General features: G+C 67.0%; 17 protein-coding genes. 7 read left to right on the plus strand and 10 right to left on the minus strand.

Translation table 11 applies throughout. The features are described from left to right. Positions 1 to 2: 2 nt before the first annotated feature. From BW990_RS17995 to pcaD, 3 genes are read right to left on the minus strand one after another with little or no spacing between them, the layout of a single operon-like run. Positions 3 to 1,328, minus strand: a complete 1,326-nt coding sequence (locus BW990_RS17995; protein ID WP_076450295.1) for a lyase family protein — start codon at positions 1,326 to 1,328, stop codon at positions 3 to 5. After that, a complete protein-coding gene (locus BW990_RS18000) occupies positions 1,325 to 2,035 on the minus strand; it encodes an alpha/beta fold hydrolase (protein WP_076450298.1) in 711 nt (236 codons plus the stop codon). The genes BW990_RS17995 and BW990_RS18000 overlap by 4 nt, the downstream gene beginning before the upstream one ends. A 13-nt stretch (positions 2,036 to 2,048) precedes the next feature. Next, positions 2,049 to 2,840 (minus strand): 3-oxoadipate enol-lactonase, encoded by a 792-nt coding sequence (gene pcaD, locus BW990_RS18005; RefSeq protein ID WP_076450301.1) that lies wholly within the window; start codon positions 2,838 to 2,840, stop codon positions 2,049 to 2,051. 161 nt (positions 2,841 to 3,001) lie between these two features. Between pcaD and BW990_RS18010 the strand changes: the two genes are divergently transcribed. Then, a complete protein-coding gene (locus tag BW990_RS18010; RefSeq protein ID WP_076450304.1) occupies positions 3,002 to 4,183 on the plus strand; it encodes an alpha-hydroxy acid oxidase in 1,182 nt (393 codons plus the stop codon). On the opposite strand, the gene BW990_RS18015 is transcribed toward BW990_RS18010, so the two are convergent. Further along, entirely contained in the window at positions 4,146 to 5,327 is a 1,182-nt protein-coding gene (locus BW990_RS18015) for an MFS transporter (RefSeq protein ID WP_076450306.1), read from the minus strand. The two genes, BW990_RS18010 and BW990_RS18015, sit on opposite strands and share 38 nt — an antisense overlap. 172 nt (positions 5,328 to 5,499) lie before the next feature. Here BW990_RS18015 and BW990_RS18020 point away from each other — a divergent pair, with 172 nt between their 5' ends. The 3 genes from BW990_RS18020 (at position 5,500) to BW990_RS18030 (ending at position 7,371) form a co-directional block, all read left to right on the plus strand. Beyond that, the gene (locus BW990_RS18020) at positions 5,500 to 6,168 is read left to right on the plus strand and encodes a 50S ribosomal protein L25/general stress protein Ctc (RefSeq protein WP_076450308.1); all 669 of its coding nucleotides are present in this window, start codon (positions 5,500 to 5,502) and stop codon (positions 6,166 to 6,168) included. A gap of 121 nt (positions 6,169 to 6,289) precedes the next feature. After that, positions 6,290 to 6,982, plus strand: coding sequence for an aminoacyl-tRNA hydrolase (gene pth, locus BW990_RS18025; RefSeq protein ID WP_076450311.1), 693 nt, complete (start codon positions 6,290 to 6,292; stop codon positions 6,980 to 6,982). Between the two features lie 11 nt (positions 6,983 to 6,993). After that, a complete protein-coding gene (locus BW990_RS18030) occupies positions 6,994 to 7,371 on the plus strand; it encodes a DUF2237 family protein (RefSeq protein WP_076450314.1) in 378 nt (125 codons plus the stop codon). Positions 7,372 to 7,388: 17 nt separating this feature from the next. On the opposite strand, the gene BW990_RS18035 is transcribed toward BW990_RS18030, so the two are convergent. From BW990_RS18035 to trpA, 6 genes are all read right to left on the minus strand, one after another. Continuing rightward, the gene (locus BW990_RS18035) at positions 7,389 to 7,940 is read right to left on the minus strand and encodes a helix-turn-helix transcriptional regulator (protein WP_076450317.1); all 552 of its coding nucleotides are present in this window, start codon (positions 7,938 to 7,940) and stop codon (positions 7,389 to 7,391) included. A 24-nt stretch (positions 7,941 to 7,964) separates the two neighbouring features. Further along, positions 7,965 to 8,426, minus strand: coding sequence for a hypothetical protein (locus BW990_RS21955; protein WP_159441685.1), 462 nt, complete (start codon positions 8,424 to 8,426; stop codon positions 7,965 to 7,967). Between the two features lie 57 nt (positions 8,427 to 8,483). Continuing rightward, entirely contained in the window at positions 8,484 to 9,020 is a 537-nt protein-coding gene (locus tag BW990_RS21960) for a hypothetical protein (RefSeq protein ID WP_076450323.1), read from the minus strand. Between the two features lie 135 nt (positions 9,021 to 9,155). After that, positions 9,156 to 10,376 (minus strand): tryptophan synthase subunit beta, encoded by a 1,221-nt coding sequence (trpB, locus tag BW990_RS18050; protein ID WP_076450326.1) that lies wholly within the window; start codon positions 10,374 to 10,376, stop codon positions 9,156 to 9,158. 86 nt (positions 10,377 to 10,462) lie between these two features. Further along, on the minus strand, positions 10,463 to 11,776 hold the full coding sequence (locus BW990_RS18055) for an NAD(P)/FAD-dependent oxidoreductase (RefSeq protein ID WP_143526273.1): 1,314 nt from the start codon (positions 11,774 to 11,776) through the stop codon (positions 10,463 to 10,465). Between the two features lie 167 nt (positions 11,777 to 11,943). Beyond that, entirely contained in the window at positions 11,944 to 12,735 is a 792-nt protein-coding gene (trpA, locus tag BW990_RS18060; protein WP_076450331.1) for a tryptophan synthase subunit alpha, read from the minus strand. Positions 12,736 to 12,837: 102 nt separating this feature from the next. Here trpA and BW990_RS18065 point away from each other — a divergent pair, with 102 nt between their 5' ends. From BW990_RS18065 to BW990_RS18075, 3 genes are all read left to right on the plus strand, one after another. Further along, positions 12,838 to 13,740, plus strand: coding sequence for an NAD-dependent epimerase/dehydratase family protein (locus BW990_RS18065; RefSeq protein WP_076450332.1), 903 nt, complete (start codon positions 12,838 to 12,840; stop codon positions 13,738 to 13,740). Positions 13,741 to 13,822: 82 nt separating this feature from the next. Then, the gene (gene ppk2 / locus BW990_RS18070; RefSeq protein ID WP_076450333.1) at positions 13,823 to 14,755 is read left to right on the plus strand and encodes a polyphosphate kinase 2; all 933 of its coding nucleotides are present in this window, start codon (positions 13,823 to 13,825) and stop codon (positions 14,753 to 14,755) included. Positions 14,756 to 14,803: 48 nt separating this feature from the next. Then, positions 14,804 to 16,198, plus strand: coding sequence for an MATE family efflux transporter (locus BW990_RS18075; protein WP_076450334.1), 1,395 nt, complete (start codon positions 14,804 to 14,806; stop codon positions 16,196 to 16,198). Positions 16,199 to 16,217: the final 19 nt, after the last annotated feature.

Consider the following 16,217-nt stretch of genomic DNA (forward strand, 5'->3'; position numbering starts at 1 on the left):
GCTCAGCCCGCGTCCCGGACGGCGCGGACGAAGGCGCGGGCCGCGTCGGGCGCGGTGCCGGTCAGCCGCTCGGGCGTGAAGGCGGCGGGGTCGATCTCGGGATAGGCGCGGGCGGCGGCGGCGATCAGGTCCGTGCCGCTCTGCGCGCTCTGCTCGGCGAGCGCCTTCACCGCGGCCTGCGCCTCGGGCCGGGGCATCTGGCGGGCCAGTGCGAAAGACAGCGCCTCGGCGGCCAGCGCCCCCTTCGCGGCGGCGAGCGTCGCGCGCATCGCGGCGGGATCGGGGGTCATGCCTTCGACGAGGGGGCCCGCGCGTTCCAGCGCCGCGGCCCCTGCGAGGCAGAGCTGCGGCAGCGTCATCCATTCGGTGAACCACGCGGCCCCATCGCGCTGGTGACGGTGCGTGGCTGAGATTTGCAGGCTATGAGACAGGCTTGCGGCGTGATATTGAAGCATAACGAGAACCGATGGCGCCACCGGGTTCTGCTTCTGCGGCATTGTCGACGACGCGCCGGTGCCGCCGAGCCGCACCTCTTGGACTTCCGACGCGGACAGCGCGATCAGGTCCTCGCCCAGCTTGCCGAGCGCGCCCGTCAGCCGTGCGATCCATTGCCCGAGCCTGAGGAGTGCACCGCGATCCGTGTGCCAGGACCGGCCCGGATCGGCGAGGTTCAGCGCCTGCGCCAAGGACGCGCGCAGGGCGGCCGGGTCGGGACCCAGCGCCGAGGCGGTGCCGGCAGCCCCTGACAGCGACACGGTGAGCCCGCTCCGGAGCGCGTCCATCTCGGATCGCAGCGTCAGAAGCGGCCAGCCCCAGCCCGCGACGACGGCGCCGAAGGTGGTGGGCGTCGCGTGCTGGCCATAGGTGCGCGCGGCCATGGGCAGGTCCGCATGGGCCTCGGCCAGCTGCGCCAGCGCGCGCAGGATGCGGGTCAGCCCGGTTTCGTAATGGCTCAGAACCCGGCGCAGCCGCAGCATCAGCGCGGTGTCCATGATGTCCTGCGAGGTCGCGCCGTGATGGATGTATTGCGCATGTTCGGGCGCTTGCATCAGCGTGCGGAAGGCCGCGACGAGGGCCGGGACCGGCACGCCGTTCTCGCCCGTGGCCTCGGCCAGTCCCGCCGGGTCGATCTGCAATTCGAGCGATGCGCGGTGGATGGCTTTCGCGCTGATCTCGGGGATGAGGCCCGCGGCACCCTGCACCTGGGCCAGTGCGCCTTCGACGATCAGCATCGCGCGGACTTCCGCCGTGTCCGAAAAGAGCCGCGCCACGTCGCCGGTGGGCACCAGCTTGCCGTAAAGCGCGCTGTCGAAGAGGCTCGCGCTCATGTCGCGGCGATCCTCGACAGATGCGCGGCCAGACCGGCGGGGTCGGAAAAGAACGGCGAATGCGAGGTCGCCATGCGGGTCACATCCTCGGGCGGGAAATCGGCGGCCATCTCGGCCTGAAACTCGGGCGGGATCGCGCTGTCCTCTTCGCAAAGGATATAGGCGCGGGGCACTGCCGCGTAGGTCGCGCCGAGCGTGACCTTGGTGTCCTGCGGCAGCACCGCCTGCGGGCAGACATTTTCGAGGGCGAACGCAACCTGTTCGTCGCTGCAATCGTGGTAGAACACCTCGCGCGCATGTTCGGGCAGGACGGAGAAGGTCACCCCGTCCTCGGCCTTCTGCACGGCCTTCAGGATCGGCTGGCGCGGGGCGCGCAGGCGCATCTCGATCAGGGAATGGTCGTCCCAGGGCACGTAGGCGCAGAGATAGACCAGCTTCTCGATATGGGTCGGGTTGAGATCGGCGGCGCGGCTGATCGGGTAGCCGCCCATGGAATGACCCACCACGATGGAGGGCCGGTCGAGGGCGGCATGGATCGCGGCGGCGTAATCGTCGAGCGTGACATCGCCGGCCGGGGTCGGATCGTAGCCATGGGATGGCAGGTCGATGGCCTTCGCGCTGTGCCCCAACGCCTCGAGTTCGGGGATCAGGTCGCGCCAGCACCACGCGCCGTGGCACGAGCCATGGACCAGAAGGAAATGCGCCATCGCTCCGGTCTCCTCAGTCGTTCGCGGTCACGGTGGTCAGGAAGTCCGACAGGATCCGGGCGAATTCCGCGGGTTCCTCGACGCAGGGCAGGTGGCCTGCGCCGCGGATCAGGTGGAATTCCGATCCCGCGATCAGGTCCACCGTCTCGCGCACGAGATCGGGCGGGGTCGAGCCGTCTTCCGACCCGGCGATGCCGAGGGCGGGCAGTTCAAGTGCTGCGGTCGTGGTGTAGAAATCGCTGCCCGAGATGGCCGCGCCACAGCCGGTCCAGCCTTCCATCGGTTGGCGCACGAACATGTTGCGCCAGGCGTGGAAGGCGTCGGTGCCGCGGAAGGCGTCGGAGAACCAGCGCTGCATCGTGGCATCCGCCAGCGCCTCGAGCCCGCCCGCCTCGGCTGCGGCGATGCGTTCGTCCCACATCTCGCGGGTGCCGATCTTGGCGCCGGTGTTCGACAGGACCAGCGCGCGGACCAGATCGCCGCGCTTGGCCGCGAGGCCTTGCCCGATCAGCCCGCCGATGGAAAGCCCCACGAAGATCACGCGGGAGAGGCCCAGATGCTCGATCAGCATCTCGACGTCGCGCACCAGCGTGCCCATGCCGTAGGGGGACTTGGTGAGCTGCGAGAGGCCGTGCCCGCGCTTGTCGTAGCGGATGAAGCGGAAGCCCGCGGGCAGAAGCGGCAGGATATCGTCCCAGAGCCGCAGATCGGTTCCGAGCGAGTTCGAGAACACCACCGGCACGCCGTCCGGGTCGCCATCCTCGCGGTAATTCAGCTTGATTCCGTCCAGTGCGGCAACGTGCATGATCCGGCTCCTCCCTCTGTGCTGCTTCTTCCTAGCGGCCTTCCCGGCGGATGCAAACGGCCATGGTCCGGCACATCTGCGACACTCGGGCAAGTGCGCCCACATTGCGGCGCGGGATCGCGCTTGCTAACGATCGTGCAGCAACGCGAGGAGACGTGCACATGCCCATCATCACCGAAATCGAGGACCTGCACCGGATCTATCGCCGCCGTGTGCCCAAGATGTTCTACGATTACACGGAATCGGGCAGCTGGTCGGAGCAGACCTTCCGCGAGAACAAGTCCGATTTCGACCGGATCTACTTCCGCCAGCGCATCGCCAAGGACATGGCGGACCGCAGCACGGCGACGAAGATGATCGGGCAGGACGTGTCGATGCCCGTGGCGCTGGCGCCCGTGGGCTTCACCGGTATGCAGCACTGGGACGGCGAGATCAAAGCCGCCCGCGCCGCCGAGAAGTTCGGCGTGCCCTATTCGCTGTCGACCATGTCGATCTGTCCCATCGAGGACGTGGCCGCCAACACCTCGAAGCCGTTCTGGATGCAGGTCTACACTCTCAAGGACGACGATTTCATGCAGCGGCTCTTCGACCGGGCCAAGGCCGCCAAGTGTTCGGCGGCGATCATCACGGTCGACCTGCAGCTCCTCGGCCAGCGGCACAAGGACGTCAAGAACGGCCTCTCGGCCCCGCCGAAGCTGACGCCCGCCTCCATCGCCAACATGATGACCAAGGTGCGCTGGGGCCTCGGGATGCTGTCCACCAAGCGGCGCTTCTTCGGCAATATCGTGGGGCACGCGAAGGGCGTGACGGATCCGTCCTCGCTGACGACCTGGACCGCGCAGGCCTTCGATCAGTCGCTCGATTGGGAGCGGATCAGGCAGTTCCGCAAGATGTGGGACGGCCCGCTCATCATCAAGGGCATCATGGATCCGCGCGATGCGAAGGAGGCGCTGAACGTCGGCGCCGATGCCATCGTCGTGTCGAACCATGGCGGCCGGCAGCTCGATGGCGCGCTGTCCTCGATCCGGGCGCTGGAGCCGATCATGGATGCGGTGGGCGACAAGATCGAGGTGCATCTCGATTCGGGTATCCGTTCGGGCCAGGATGTGCTGAAGGCGATCGCGATGGGCGCCAAGGCCACCTATATCGGCCGCGCCTATGTCTACGGGCTGGGCGCGATGGGGCAGGAGGGCGTGACGAAGTCGCTCGAGGTCATCCACCAAGAGCTCAGCACGACGATGGGCCTCTGCGGGCATCGCAACATCGAGGAGGTCGACCGCGACATCCTGATGGTGCCGAAGGGCTTCAGCGACGGATGGGATCGGGCGCCGCACGGCGCATGAGCGGCAAAAGCGCCGTCGGGATCGCCAGGAGCAGCAGCGCCAGTGCCGTGAACGAGGCCGCGAGGCCGAACGCCTCGGCCAAAAGCCCCATCATCGGCGGGCCGGCGAAGAACCCGGTATAGCCCACGACCGACAGGCGCGAGACCATCAGCGCGCGGTCGCGGGCGCGGATGCGCTTGCCCGCCCAGGCAAAGACCGTGGGCACGATCAGCGACAGGCCGAGCCCCATGATGGTGAACCCGACATAGGCGAGGCCCAGCTGCGGCGCATGGGCCGCCAGCGCCGCACCCGCCGCGGCGATGAGCGCGGCGGCCCGGATGAGAACCGATTCCCGCAGGTAACGCGTCGCGACCTGCCCGAAGAGCCGCCCGATCCCCATCGTGAGCCCCAGAAGCGCCGGACCGATGGCGCCCGCCGCCGCACCCGCATCGTGGCTGCGTTCGAGATGCAGCGCGGACCAGCCTTCGGTGCCCTGCTCGGCGAGGAAGGCAAGGCAGATGATCGCGCCGCCCGACATGACCAGCGGCCACGAAAGGGCCGGGGCGTCGGTCTGGCGCGCGGATGTCCCCGGCTCGTCGCCCGCGGGTTCGGCCGGGGCGGGCACGCGCAGCACGTAAAGGGCGGCAAGGGCGCTCAGGACCGCGACGGCGCCGAAGATGGCGAGGGGCGACGCGCCCCATTCCCGCGCGAGCCCGGCGGCAATGGCGGCGGCGGCATAGATCAGCGAATAGGTCGCGTGATTGAGGTTCATGAGGCCGCGCCCGCTCGCAGCCTCCAGCGCGCTGACCCGCGCATTCATCGCCACGTCCAGAAGGCCGTAGCCCGCGCAGGCCGCGACCATGGCCAGCGTGAAGGTGGCGGGGCTGCCCGCAAGCCCCGGCAGGACCGCGCCGCAGGCCGCAAGCCCGGTGATCCACCCCAGCGCCCGCGCGCCGAGGCGCCGTTCCAGCAGGGGGGCCAGCCACATCGCCGCCACCGCGCCCAACGTGGCGACCAGAAGCGCGAGGCCGAGGCCCGCATCGCTCAGCCCCGCGGCGCGCTTGACCTCCGGCACCGAAGCCGCGAAGGCACCCCAGAAGAGACCCAGCGCCATGAAGGACATGACGGGCCCACGGCTCAGGCGGATATCGGCGGCGAATCCCATGGCCCCCGCTTCGCACGGCGCGCGCCTCCGGGCCAGAGATCACGCGCGGGCCGGGATGCGGCGGATTCCCCGTTTCCACACTTGTCAAACCGCCGCATCCGCTATATCGCGCGGGCTTCACGCGGGGATACAGCCTTGGAGGATCCCCGCCCGTATAATGGAGAGCTTAGATATGGCTGGAGAGATTCCTGATCTTCACGCCCTGGAACGGACGGGGACAGGCAAGGGCGCCGCTCGTCAGGCACGCCGTGATGGCATGGTTCCGGGCATCGTTTTCGGTGGTGACGTCGACCCGCTGCCGATCAACATCCCGTTCAACGCGCTGATCAAGCGCCTCAAGGCCGGTCGCTTCAAGGCGACCCTGTTCAACCTCAAGGTTGACGGCCATGACGACGTGCGGGTGATCTGCCGCGACGTGCAGCGCGACGTGGTCAAGGACCTGCCGACGCATTTCGACCTGATGCGCCTGCGCCGCACCTCGAAGATCGCGATCTTCATCCCGGTCGAGTTCACCGGCGAAGAAGAATGCCCCGGCCTGAAGGCGGGCGGCGTGCTGACCGTGATCCGCCCCGAGATCGAGCTGGTCGTGACCGCCGGCGACATCCCCGAGAAGGTGGTCGTCGACCTGTCCAAGCTCGAGATTGGCGATTCGGTGTCGGCCTCCGACGTCGAGATGCCCGCCGGCACCAAGCCCACGATCGACCGCGACTTCGCAATCTGCTCGATCTCGGCGCCGTCCGGCCTCGCCGCCGCGGACGAGGACGAAGAAGCGCCCGAAACCGAGGTCATCGAGCAGAACGCCGAGACCGTCGAGGGCGAGACGGAGCAGGGCGAGGAGTAATCCCGCCAGCCTGCATGGATCGAACGGCCGCGCCCCCGGGGCGCGGCCGTTTTCGTTTGTGCGGTTTGCAGCGCGCCGCCCGGTGGCCTATCTGTGGCGCGACACGAAGGAGAGGCACGCGATGAAACTGCTGGTCGGCCTTGGCAATCCCGGTCGCGACTATGCCGGGAACCGCCACAATATCGGCTTCATGGCGCTCGACCGCATCGCCGAGGATCACGGGCTCACGCCCTGGAAGTCGAAATTCCAGGGCCTGATCGCCGAGGGGCGTCTCGGGGCGGACAAGGTGCTGCTGCTGAAGCCCGGCACCTACATGAACCGCTCCGGCCAAGCCGTTGGCGAAGCGGCGCGTTTCTACAAGATCGAGCCCGAGGACATAATCGTGTTCCACGACGAGCTGGACCTCGCGCCGGGGCGGCTCAAAGTGAAACAGGGCGGCGGGCATGCGGGCCATAACGGCCTGCGGTCCATTCACGCGCATATCGGCGAGAATTATGGCCGCGTGCGGCTCGGCATCGGGCATCCGGGCCGCAAGGAGCTGGTTTCGGGCTACGTGCTGCACGATTTCGCCAAGGCGGATCAGGACTGGCTCGACGATCTGCTCCGCGGCATCTCGGACGGCGCGCCGATGCTTGCAGATGGCGACAATGCGGGGTTCATGAACAAGGTCGCCCTGCGCACCGCGCCGCCGCGCAGTTCAACATCGCCCGCCAAGACGACGGCAACCAAGGAAAAATCCGAACCCGAGCCCACGCCGCAGGCGGAAAGCGAGCCGCGCTCGCCGCTGCAGCGCCTGGTCGACCGGTTCAAGTAAGGGAGCGACCCGTGGAAAAAGATGCCTCCGTCAACGTGCTGGGCGCGCCTCTGGCGCTCTGTTCCAGCGACCCGCTGACCGGGTTCTTCCGGGACGGCGCCTGCAATACCTGCGCCGAGGATCGCGGCAGCCACACGGTCTGCGCCGTGCTGACCGCGGAATTTCTGGCCTATTCCAAGTATGTGGGGAACGATCTTTCCACGCCGCGGCCGGAGTTCAACTTCCCGGGCCTGAAGCCGGGCGACCGCTGGTGCCTCTGCGCCGGTCGCTTCATGCAGGCGCATGAAGAGGGCTGCGCACCTAGGGTTTCGCTGGCCTCGACCCATCAAAGAGCGCTTGAGGTGGTGCCGATGGAGGTGCTTGAGGTTTACAAAATCGAACAGGATTGATCGGTTTGGGCTGATAATTACAGCATCTGATTCTCTTTTTCGATCAATTCCGGAGATTTCTGCAATGCTGCGATCCCCGGCAGCCCGTCGCCCATCAATTCGTCGATGAACAGCGACATGAGCTGGCCGCGGCCCGACACCTCGGCCTTGCGATAGATCGCATTCGTCTGCGCCTTGATCGTCCCTTCCGAGGCCCCCCGGATCGCGGCCATCTCGGCGGTGGATAGCCCCTTGATCGAGAACAGCGCCACGTCGCGTTCGGCGGGCGTCAGGCGCCATTGCTCGAAGCGCTCCTCGAGGACTTTGTGAAATGCCCCCGAGGCGAGGCGCAGATTGGCCTCCGCCTGCGCCTGCGCCTTCTGGCTGCGATAGAGCAGAAGCGCGGTCACGCACACCCCCGCAAGAAGCCCGAGTGCGGCTGCGACCTCGATCAGTTCGTAAAGCGCCCAGGAGATCGGTTGCCGGCTGAATCCGAAGACCGAGCTCAGCAATTCCCACTGGAAGAATAGCGCCGTGACCAGTTGGAAGCCCAGCAGGAGGGCGAGCCCGATGCGGGTGCGCAGCCGCATCGTCAGTCCCGCGACGGAAGACGATCAGTCATCGTCATCATCGTCGTCGTCATCGCCGCCGCCACCGCCACCGCTGCCGCTGTTCCCGCCGCTGCCGCTGTTGTCGTCGTCATCGTCGTCATCGTCGTCATCGTCGTCGTCGCGATCGTCGTCCCGGTCGTCGTCGTCATCATCGTCGTCGTCGCGGTCGTCCCTGTCCTCCCGGTCGTCGTCGTCCCGATCGTCGTCATCGCGGTCGTCATCGTCGCGATCCACGTAGTCGCGCAGGATCACGCCGTTGGAGGGGTTCAGGATGATTTCCCGCCGTCCCGCAGGGCCTTGCGCGACGATGCGCAGGCGTCCGAGCCAGGTCTGCGTGATCCGGAAATTGCGGTAGCCCTGCCGCTGAAGCTGCTCGATCACCTGGTCGCGCGCCGTCTGCGCCTGGCCCGGACCGGCGCAGGCAAGCGCCGCGGCCGCCGTCAGAAGAAAGCTGCGGCGGTGCATCAGGGTGCCTCCGGATCCCGGCGCCGAAACGCCGGGATCGTCTTTGGACGCTGTGCGTCAATCGTCGTCATCATCATCCTCATCGTCGTCGCGATCATCGTCGCGATCATTGTCGTCGTCCCGGTCGTCGTCGCGGTCGTCGTCACGATCATCATCATCGTCACGATCATCGTCGCGGTCGTCATCCCGGTCATCATCGTCGTCCCGGTCATCGTCCCGGTCGTCGTCATCCTCGTCGTCGTCGTCGTCCCGATCGTCATCATACGAATCGTCGTCGTCATCGTCATCCCCGTCGACGAAATCCTCGTCTCGGATGTCGATGCTGACGCCCTGCGAGATCTGCTCGCCCGCCGCGCTTTCCACCTCCTGCTTGAGGATCTGGCCCGTGGCGCTGTCATAGACGACCTCGAGCTTGGTGTCGCCGCGCAAGGCTTCGGCCTTGATCTGGGTCGGACCGGTCTTGATCTCGATGGCGGTGAAGCCCTGCGACTGCAGATCGGCGATGATCTGGTCGGTCGCGGATTGCGCCTGGGCGTAAGCGCCGCCGAGGGCGAGCGCGCCCACGGTGCCGAGCAGAATGGAACGAATGGTCATGGCAAGTCTCCTTTGTCGAATGCAAGGCCAGCGCGGCCTTGCCTCGATCAAAGAGCGGATCTCGCCGATCAGGCCATTCAACCGGGGTTTAGGGCAAGCGCCGTAAACCCGCGATAGAGGCCCATAAACCCAAGTTTATGCAATATCGCGTCCGAGAGCCTTGGCGACGGTGAAGATGTCCTTGTCGCCCCGGCCGCACATGTTCATGCAGATGATATGGTCCGCGGGCAGGTCCGGCGCGATCTTCATCACGTGGGCCAATGCGTGGGAGGGCTCGAGCGCGGGGATGATGCCCTCGCTCTCGCAGCAAAGCTGGAACGCCTCGAGCGCCTCGACATCGGTTATCGAGACGTATTTCGCCCGCCCGATATCGTGCAGCCAGGAATGCTCGGGCCCGATGCCCGGATAATCGAGGCCCGCCGAGATCGAGAACCCCTCGAGGATCTGGCCGTCCTCATCCTGCAGCAGATAGGTGCGGTTGCCATGCAGCACGCCGGGGCGGCCGCCGGTCAGCGAGGCGCAATGCTCCATCTTCTCGTTCACGCCCTTGCCGCCGGCTTCGACGCCGATGATGTTCACGGACGGATCGTCGAGGAAGGGATAGAACAGCCCCATGGCGTTCGATCCGCCGCCGATGGCCGCGATGATCGTGTCGGGCAGGCGGCCCTCGGCCTCGTGCATCTGTTCGCGCGTCTCCTTGCCGATGATCGACTGGAAGTCGCGGACCATGGCCGGGTAGGGGTGCGGGCCCGCCACGGTGCCGATGCAGTAGAAGGTGTCGCGCACATTGGTCACCCAGTCGCGTAGCGCGTCGTTCATCGCGTCCTTGAGCGTGCCGCGGCCCGACGTCACCGGCACCACCTCGGCGCCCAGAAGCTTCATGCGGAAGACGTTGGGTTGCTGGCGTTCGACGTCATGCGCGCCCATGTAGACCACGCATTTCAAGCCGAATTTGGCGCAGACCGTCGCGGTCGCGACGCCGTGCTGGCCCGCGCCCGTCTCGGCGATGATGCGGGTCTTGCCCATGCGGCGGGCGAGGATGATCTGGCCCAGCACGTTATTGATCTTGTGCGCGCCGGTATGGTTCAGCTCGTCGCGCTTCATGTAGACCTTGGCGCCGCCCAGCCGCTCGGTCAGGCGCTCGGCGAAATAGAGCGGCGAGGGCCGGCCCACGTAATGCTTCCAGAGGAAATGCATCTCGTCCCAGAAGCTCTGGTCGGTCTTGGCGTGCTCGTACTGCGCCTCCAGTTCGAGGATCAGCGGCATCAGCGTCTCGGAGACGAAACGGCCACCGAAATCGCCGAAACGGCCCTTCTCGTCGGGGCCGGTCATGAAAGAGTTGACGAGTTCGTTCATAGCTTGGCGCTCCCAGGTCACTTGCGCCCGTACCTAAGCAAGAGCGCCCCGCGTGACCAGAGGAAAACTGTCGCGGGCCGGGCGCCTCAATGCAGCTTCAGCTTCGGCCGCAGCACCTTGTTCACCCGCCCCGCGGCGATCATGAACGCGCCGGTGACGTAGCCGTGCACCGCCAGAAGATGCATGCGGTAAAGCGAGTTGTAGGCAAAGCGCGCGATGCGGCCCTGCAGCGCCATCGACCCGCCCATCAGGTTGCCCATGAGCGAGCCGATCGTCTCGAACCGCGACAGGTTCACCAGCGCGCCGTGGTCCTTGTAGACGAAGTCGCGCGGCTTTTGCCCCGACAGGATGCGGTTGATGTTGTCGAAGACGCAGGACGCCATCTGGTGCGCCGATTGCGCACGAGGCGGGATCGGACGGTCCTGCCCGGGCAGCGTGCAATTGGCGCAATCGCCGATGGCGAAGATGCGGTCGTCCTTGGTGGTCTGCAGGGTGGGGCGGACCATGATGCGGTCGATCCCGTCCAGCTCCAGATCGCTCATCTGCGAGACGCCGTGATCGCCGCGCACGCCCGCCGCCCAGAGGATCATGTCGGCCTCGATGGGCTCGGCATCTTTGACGTGCACGCGGTTCTTCTCGATCTCGGAGACCATCGCCCCGGTGCGCACGTCGATCCCAAGGGCGCGCAGCTCGGTCGTGGCGGCCTGCGACAGGTCCTCACGCAGGGCGGGCAGGATGCGCGGGCCCGCCTCCAGAAGCGAGACCTCGAGCGCGTCCTCGTCGAACACCTCGAGCCCGTAGGTGCGCAGACCCTTGGCGGCGTTGAACAATTCCGCCGAAAGCTCGACCCCCGTGGCGCCGCCGCCGACGATGCAGATCCGCAGCTTCGCATCCGCCTCGCCGCGCTGGCGCCGTTCGTTGACCCGGAGGCAGGCATTCAGGAGCCGCTTGCGGAACGCATCGGCCTGGGGGCGGTTTTCCAGGAACATCGCGTTTTCCCGCACGCCCGGGATGCCGAAATCGTTCGAGACCCCGCCGATGGCCAGCACGAGGTAATCGTAGCGGATCTCGTGGCGATCGATGACGATCTCGCCCTCCTCGTCGAACAGCGGCGCGGTGACGATCTTCTGGCGCTCGCGGTCGATGCGTTCGAGCGTACCGTTGAAATAGCGATAGCCCCATCGCGCCGCATGGCCGCCATAGCCGACCTCGTCGAGGTTCGGGTCGAGGGAACCCGCCGCCACCTCGTGCAGAAGCGGTTTCCAGACATGGGTGCGGTCGCGGTCCACGAGGATGATGTCGTGTTTCGCGCGACCGTATTTCGCCCCAAGCCGCCGCACGAGTTCGAGCCCGCCTGCGCCGCCGCCGACGACGACGATCTGGGTTTTCGGCTCCGCCATGGCCATCTCCGCGTTTTCGTTCCGGTTGCCTTCAATGTCGCCCGGAAGTGGCGCAGGACAAGGGGTCCTGTGCCGCGAAGCCCGATTGCGGCCGTCCGCGCGGCCCGTCTGCCCCGTTTTCGTGCGCCCCGCGCGGGCAGGGGCCGGGCACCGGTGCGGTCTGCGGGTCAGGCCCGGTGGGCGCCGTCCGCGAGCGTTTTCACGAAGTCGAGCACCTCGGAGACCGCCTTGCCCTTGGCCATCTCGCTCACGATGGCCGAGCCCACGACGCAGCCATCGGCGATCGCCGCGATGCTTTCGGAGGCGGCGGGGGTCTTGATGCCGAAGCCCACGATCACCGGCAGATCGGTCTGCGACTTGATCCGGGCCACTTCGGGGGCCACGTCCTCGGCCTGCGCCTCGGCGGCGCCGGTGATGCCGGTGATCGAGACGTAATAGACGAAGCCCGACGTGTTCTCGAGCACCTTGGGCAGGCGCTTGTCGTCGGTGGTGGGCGTGGCGAGGCGGATGAAGTTCAGCCCGGCCTTCTGGGCGGGGATGCACAGCTCGTCGTCTTCCTCGGGCGGCAGGTCGACGATGATGAGCCCGTCGATCCCGGCTTCCTTGGCCTGCGAAAGAAATCGGTCCACGCCGCGCGAATAGATCGGGTTGTAATAGCCCATCATCACGATCGGCGTCTCGTCATCGTCGGCGCGGAAGTCGCGCACCATTTGCAGCGTCTTGTCGAGGGTCATGTGCCCCGCAAGCGCGCGCTGCCCGGCCTCCTGAATGGTCGGGCCGTCGGCCATGGGGTCGGTGAAGGGCAGGCCCAGTTCGATGATGTCGACACCGGCGGCGGGAAGTCCCTTGACCAGGTCGAGCGAGGTTGGCACGTCTGGATCGCCCGCCATCACGTAGGATACGAAGGCCTTCTTGCCCTCGGCGCGGAGCTTGGCGAACTTGGCGTCGATCCTGGTCATGTTACTCTTTCCCTCTGGCCCGGGGCGTTGAGTGCCGGAAGGGCCGGGGAAAATCAATGGCCCATCGACACCGGCCCCGGTGTCGCGGCGAAGGAGGCGAGCATGCGTATTGTATTCACCGGTGGCAGCGGCAAGGCCGGGCGGCACGTGCTGCCCTATCTGCGCGATCAGGGACATCGCATCCTGAACCTCGACCGGGTGCCGCTGGGCGCGGACGGGATCCATGACCTGAAGGTCGACCTGACCGACAGCGGGCAGGTCTGGAACGCGATGACGCAGCTTTTCGATCTGTCCGATCTCGACGGGGCGGGCGTCGAGCCGCTCGATGCCGTCGTGCATTTCGCCGCCGTGCCGCGGATCGGCCTCGTGCCCGACAACGTGACCTTCGCCGAGAATGCCACCGCGACCTACAATGTCATCGAGGCGGCGGTGAAGCTCGGCGTGCCGAAGATCATCTTCGCCTCCTCCGAGACGACCTACGGCATCTGTTTCGCCCAGGGCGAGGTGCTGCCCGACTACCTGCCCATCGACGAAGATCACCCCACCGTGCCGCATGACAGCTACGCCATGTCGAAGGTCTGCAACGAGGCCACCGCGCGGTCCTTCCAGGCGCGCTCAGGCCCCGACATCTACGGACTCAGGATCAACAACGTCATCGAGCCGCATGAATACGCCGAGAATTTCCCCGCCTATGTCGCCGACCCGGATCTGCGCCGCCGCAACATCTTCGCCTATATCGACGCGCGCGATCTCGGGCTGATGGTCGAGCGCTGCCTGCAGACGGACGGGCTGGGCTACGAGGTGTTCAACGTGGCCAATCCCGAACCCTCCGTCGATCTGGGCACCGCCGCCATCGCCGAACGTTTCTATCCCGGCGTGCCCTTCAAGGCCGAGATGGGCGCGTATGAGACCTTCTATTCCATCGAAAAGGCTCGCCGCCTGCTGGGTTTCGCGCCGCCCGAGCGCTGGCGCGAAGCGCTGGGCATGGGGGCGCGCCCCGAATGAGCGCGGGTTGACCTGTATCAAGGCGCGGAGCGGACGGTTTCCCTAGCGTCCTGTCGATCCCCGATACGACAGGAGACGCGACATGGCGCCCAAGGATGTTCCCGCCCCGCCCCCGCCCGTGACCGACGAGACGGCGCCCGCGCCGATGGCGCCCGAGACCGCGCCCGTGGCCTTCGAGCAGGGCGGATACCCCTACGACACACGGCTCTCTCGTCGCAGTTACGAGCGGGAAAAGGCGCGGCTTCAGGCCGAGCTTCTGAAGGTGCAGCTCTGGGCGCAGGAGACCGGCCAGAAATTCGTTCTTCTTTTCGAAGGGCGCGATGCCGCCGGAAAGGGCGGCACGATCAAGCGCTTCACCGAGCATCTCAATCCCCGCTCCGCGCGGGTCGTCGCGCTCAACAAGCCCACCGACGAGGAGCGGGGGCAATGGTATTTCCAGCGCTATATCGAGCACCTGCCGACCCGCGGCGAGATCGTGCTTTACGACCGGTCGTGGTACAACCGCGCAGGCGTCGAGCGGGTGATGGGCTTCTGCCAGCCGCATGAATACCTCGAATTCATGCGCCAGACGCCCGAACTGGAACGGATGCTCGTGCGCTCCGGCATCCGGCTTTACAAATACTGGTTCTCCGTCACCCGCGCCGAGCAGCGCCAGCGTTTCGCCAGCCGCGAGACCGATCCGCTGAAGCAGTGGAAGCTGTCGCCCATCGACAAGGCGAGCCTCGGGCGCTGGGACGACTACACCGAGGCCAAGGAGGCGATGTTCTTCTACACCGACACCGCCGATGCGCCCTGGACCATCGTGAAATCCGACGACAAGAAGCGCGCGCGGCTGAATTGCATGCGGCATTTCCTCGCCTCGCTCGATTATCCCGGCAAGGATCCGCGTATCGTGCGGGCGCCCGACCCGTTGATCGTGGGCCGTGCGGCGCATGTGATCCAGCACGATCTGCACATCCTGGGCGCATCGCTGCATCCCGCCGTCGAAGCGCCCGCGGTGCCGTCCGGCGCCTGACGCGGCATAATTCTTGCGTGGCTTTCGGGGTGGGCGTAAGGCCCGCCCATGGCACTCCTGCATCTGTCCTTTGCCCAGCATCTGCGCGCCGCGACGATCCTTGGCCTGCCGCTTGTCGGCGGGCATCTGGCGCAGTTTGCCATCGGGCTGACGGACGCGATCATGATCGGCTGGTACGGGGTCACAGAGCTGGCCGCGCTCACGCTTGCGGTCACCGTCTTCATGACCTTCTTCATGTTCGGCACGGGCTTTGCCTTCGCGGTCATGCCGATGGTGGCGAGCCATGCGGCGCAGGGCGAGGACGTGCAGGTGCGCCGGGTCACGCGGATGGGCCTCTGGCTGTCGGCGATGTTCTTCGTGGCCACGCTGCCGGTCTTCTGGTTCTCCGGACCGATCCTGCGCGCGCTCGGGCAGGAGGCGGCGCTGGCCGCGGAAGCCCAGGCCTATCTGCGCATCGCAGGCTTCGGGCTTCTGCCAGCGCTGGGCGTGATGGTGCTGAAAAGCTACCTCGCGGGGATGGCGCATACCCGGGCGGTGTTCTGGATCACCGTGCTGGCGGCGGTTCTGAACGTGCCGTTCAACTGGGTGCTGATCTTCGGGCGCGCGGGCTTTCCCGAACTGGGGATCGAGGGCGCGGCCATCGCCTCGGTGCTGACCCACGGGGTCGCGGCGCTGGGCGCGGCGATCTATGCCCGCCGCAAGCTGCCGCGGCACGAGCTCTTCACCCGGTTCTGGCGGCCCGATCCGGAAAGCCTCGCCTCGGTCTTCCGGCTGGGCTGGCCCATCGGGCTGACCAACCTGTCCGAAATCGGCCTCTTTGCGACCTCCTCGATCCTGATGGGCTGGCTTGGCGCCGTGGCGCTGGCCGCGCATGGCATCGCGATCCAGCTCGCCACGGCGGTCTTCATGATCCAGGTGGGCCTGTCGAATGCCGCCACGATCCGGGCGGGCAACGCCCATGGGCGCCGGGACGCGCCACACCTGGCGCGCGGGGCGCAGGCGGCGCTGGCGCTTTCGGGGGCGGTCTCGCTTCTGGGGATGGCGGTGTTCATCCTGGCGCCCGAGCCGCTGATCGGGCTGTTCCTCGATCCCGCGGACCCCGCGCGGGCGCAGATCATCGCCATCGGCACCGGGCTCATGGTCATGGCCGCGCTCTTCCAGGTGGTGGACGGGGTGCAGGTCGTCGCGCTCGGGCTGCTGCGCGGGGTGCAGGATACCCGGGTGCCGATGGGCATGGCGGCCTTCGCCTATTGGGTCGTGGGGTTGCCCACGGCGCTGTTCTTCGGCTTCACGCTGGGCTGGTCCGGGATCGGCGTGTGGCTCGGGCTTGTGCTGGGGCTCGGCGTTGCCGCGGCGCTCTTGCTGATGCGGTTCTGGCGGCGCGCGCTGCCCGCCTTCGCCGCCACCGGCCAGAGCCTTGCGCCCGAGCGCGCGGGCCAATAGAAGCGCGCCGTCACGGCAT

The sequence above is a fragment of the Roseivivax lentus genome, from assembly GCF_900156805.1.
Classification (GTDB): Bacteria; Pseudomonadota; Alphaproteobacteria; order Rhodobacterales; family Rhodobacteraceae; genus Roseivivax; species Roseivivax lentus.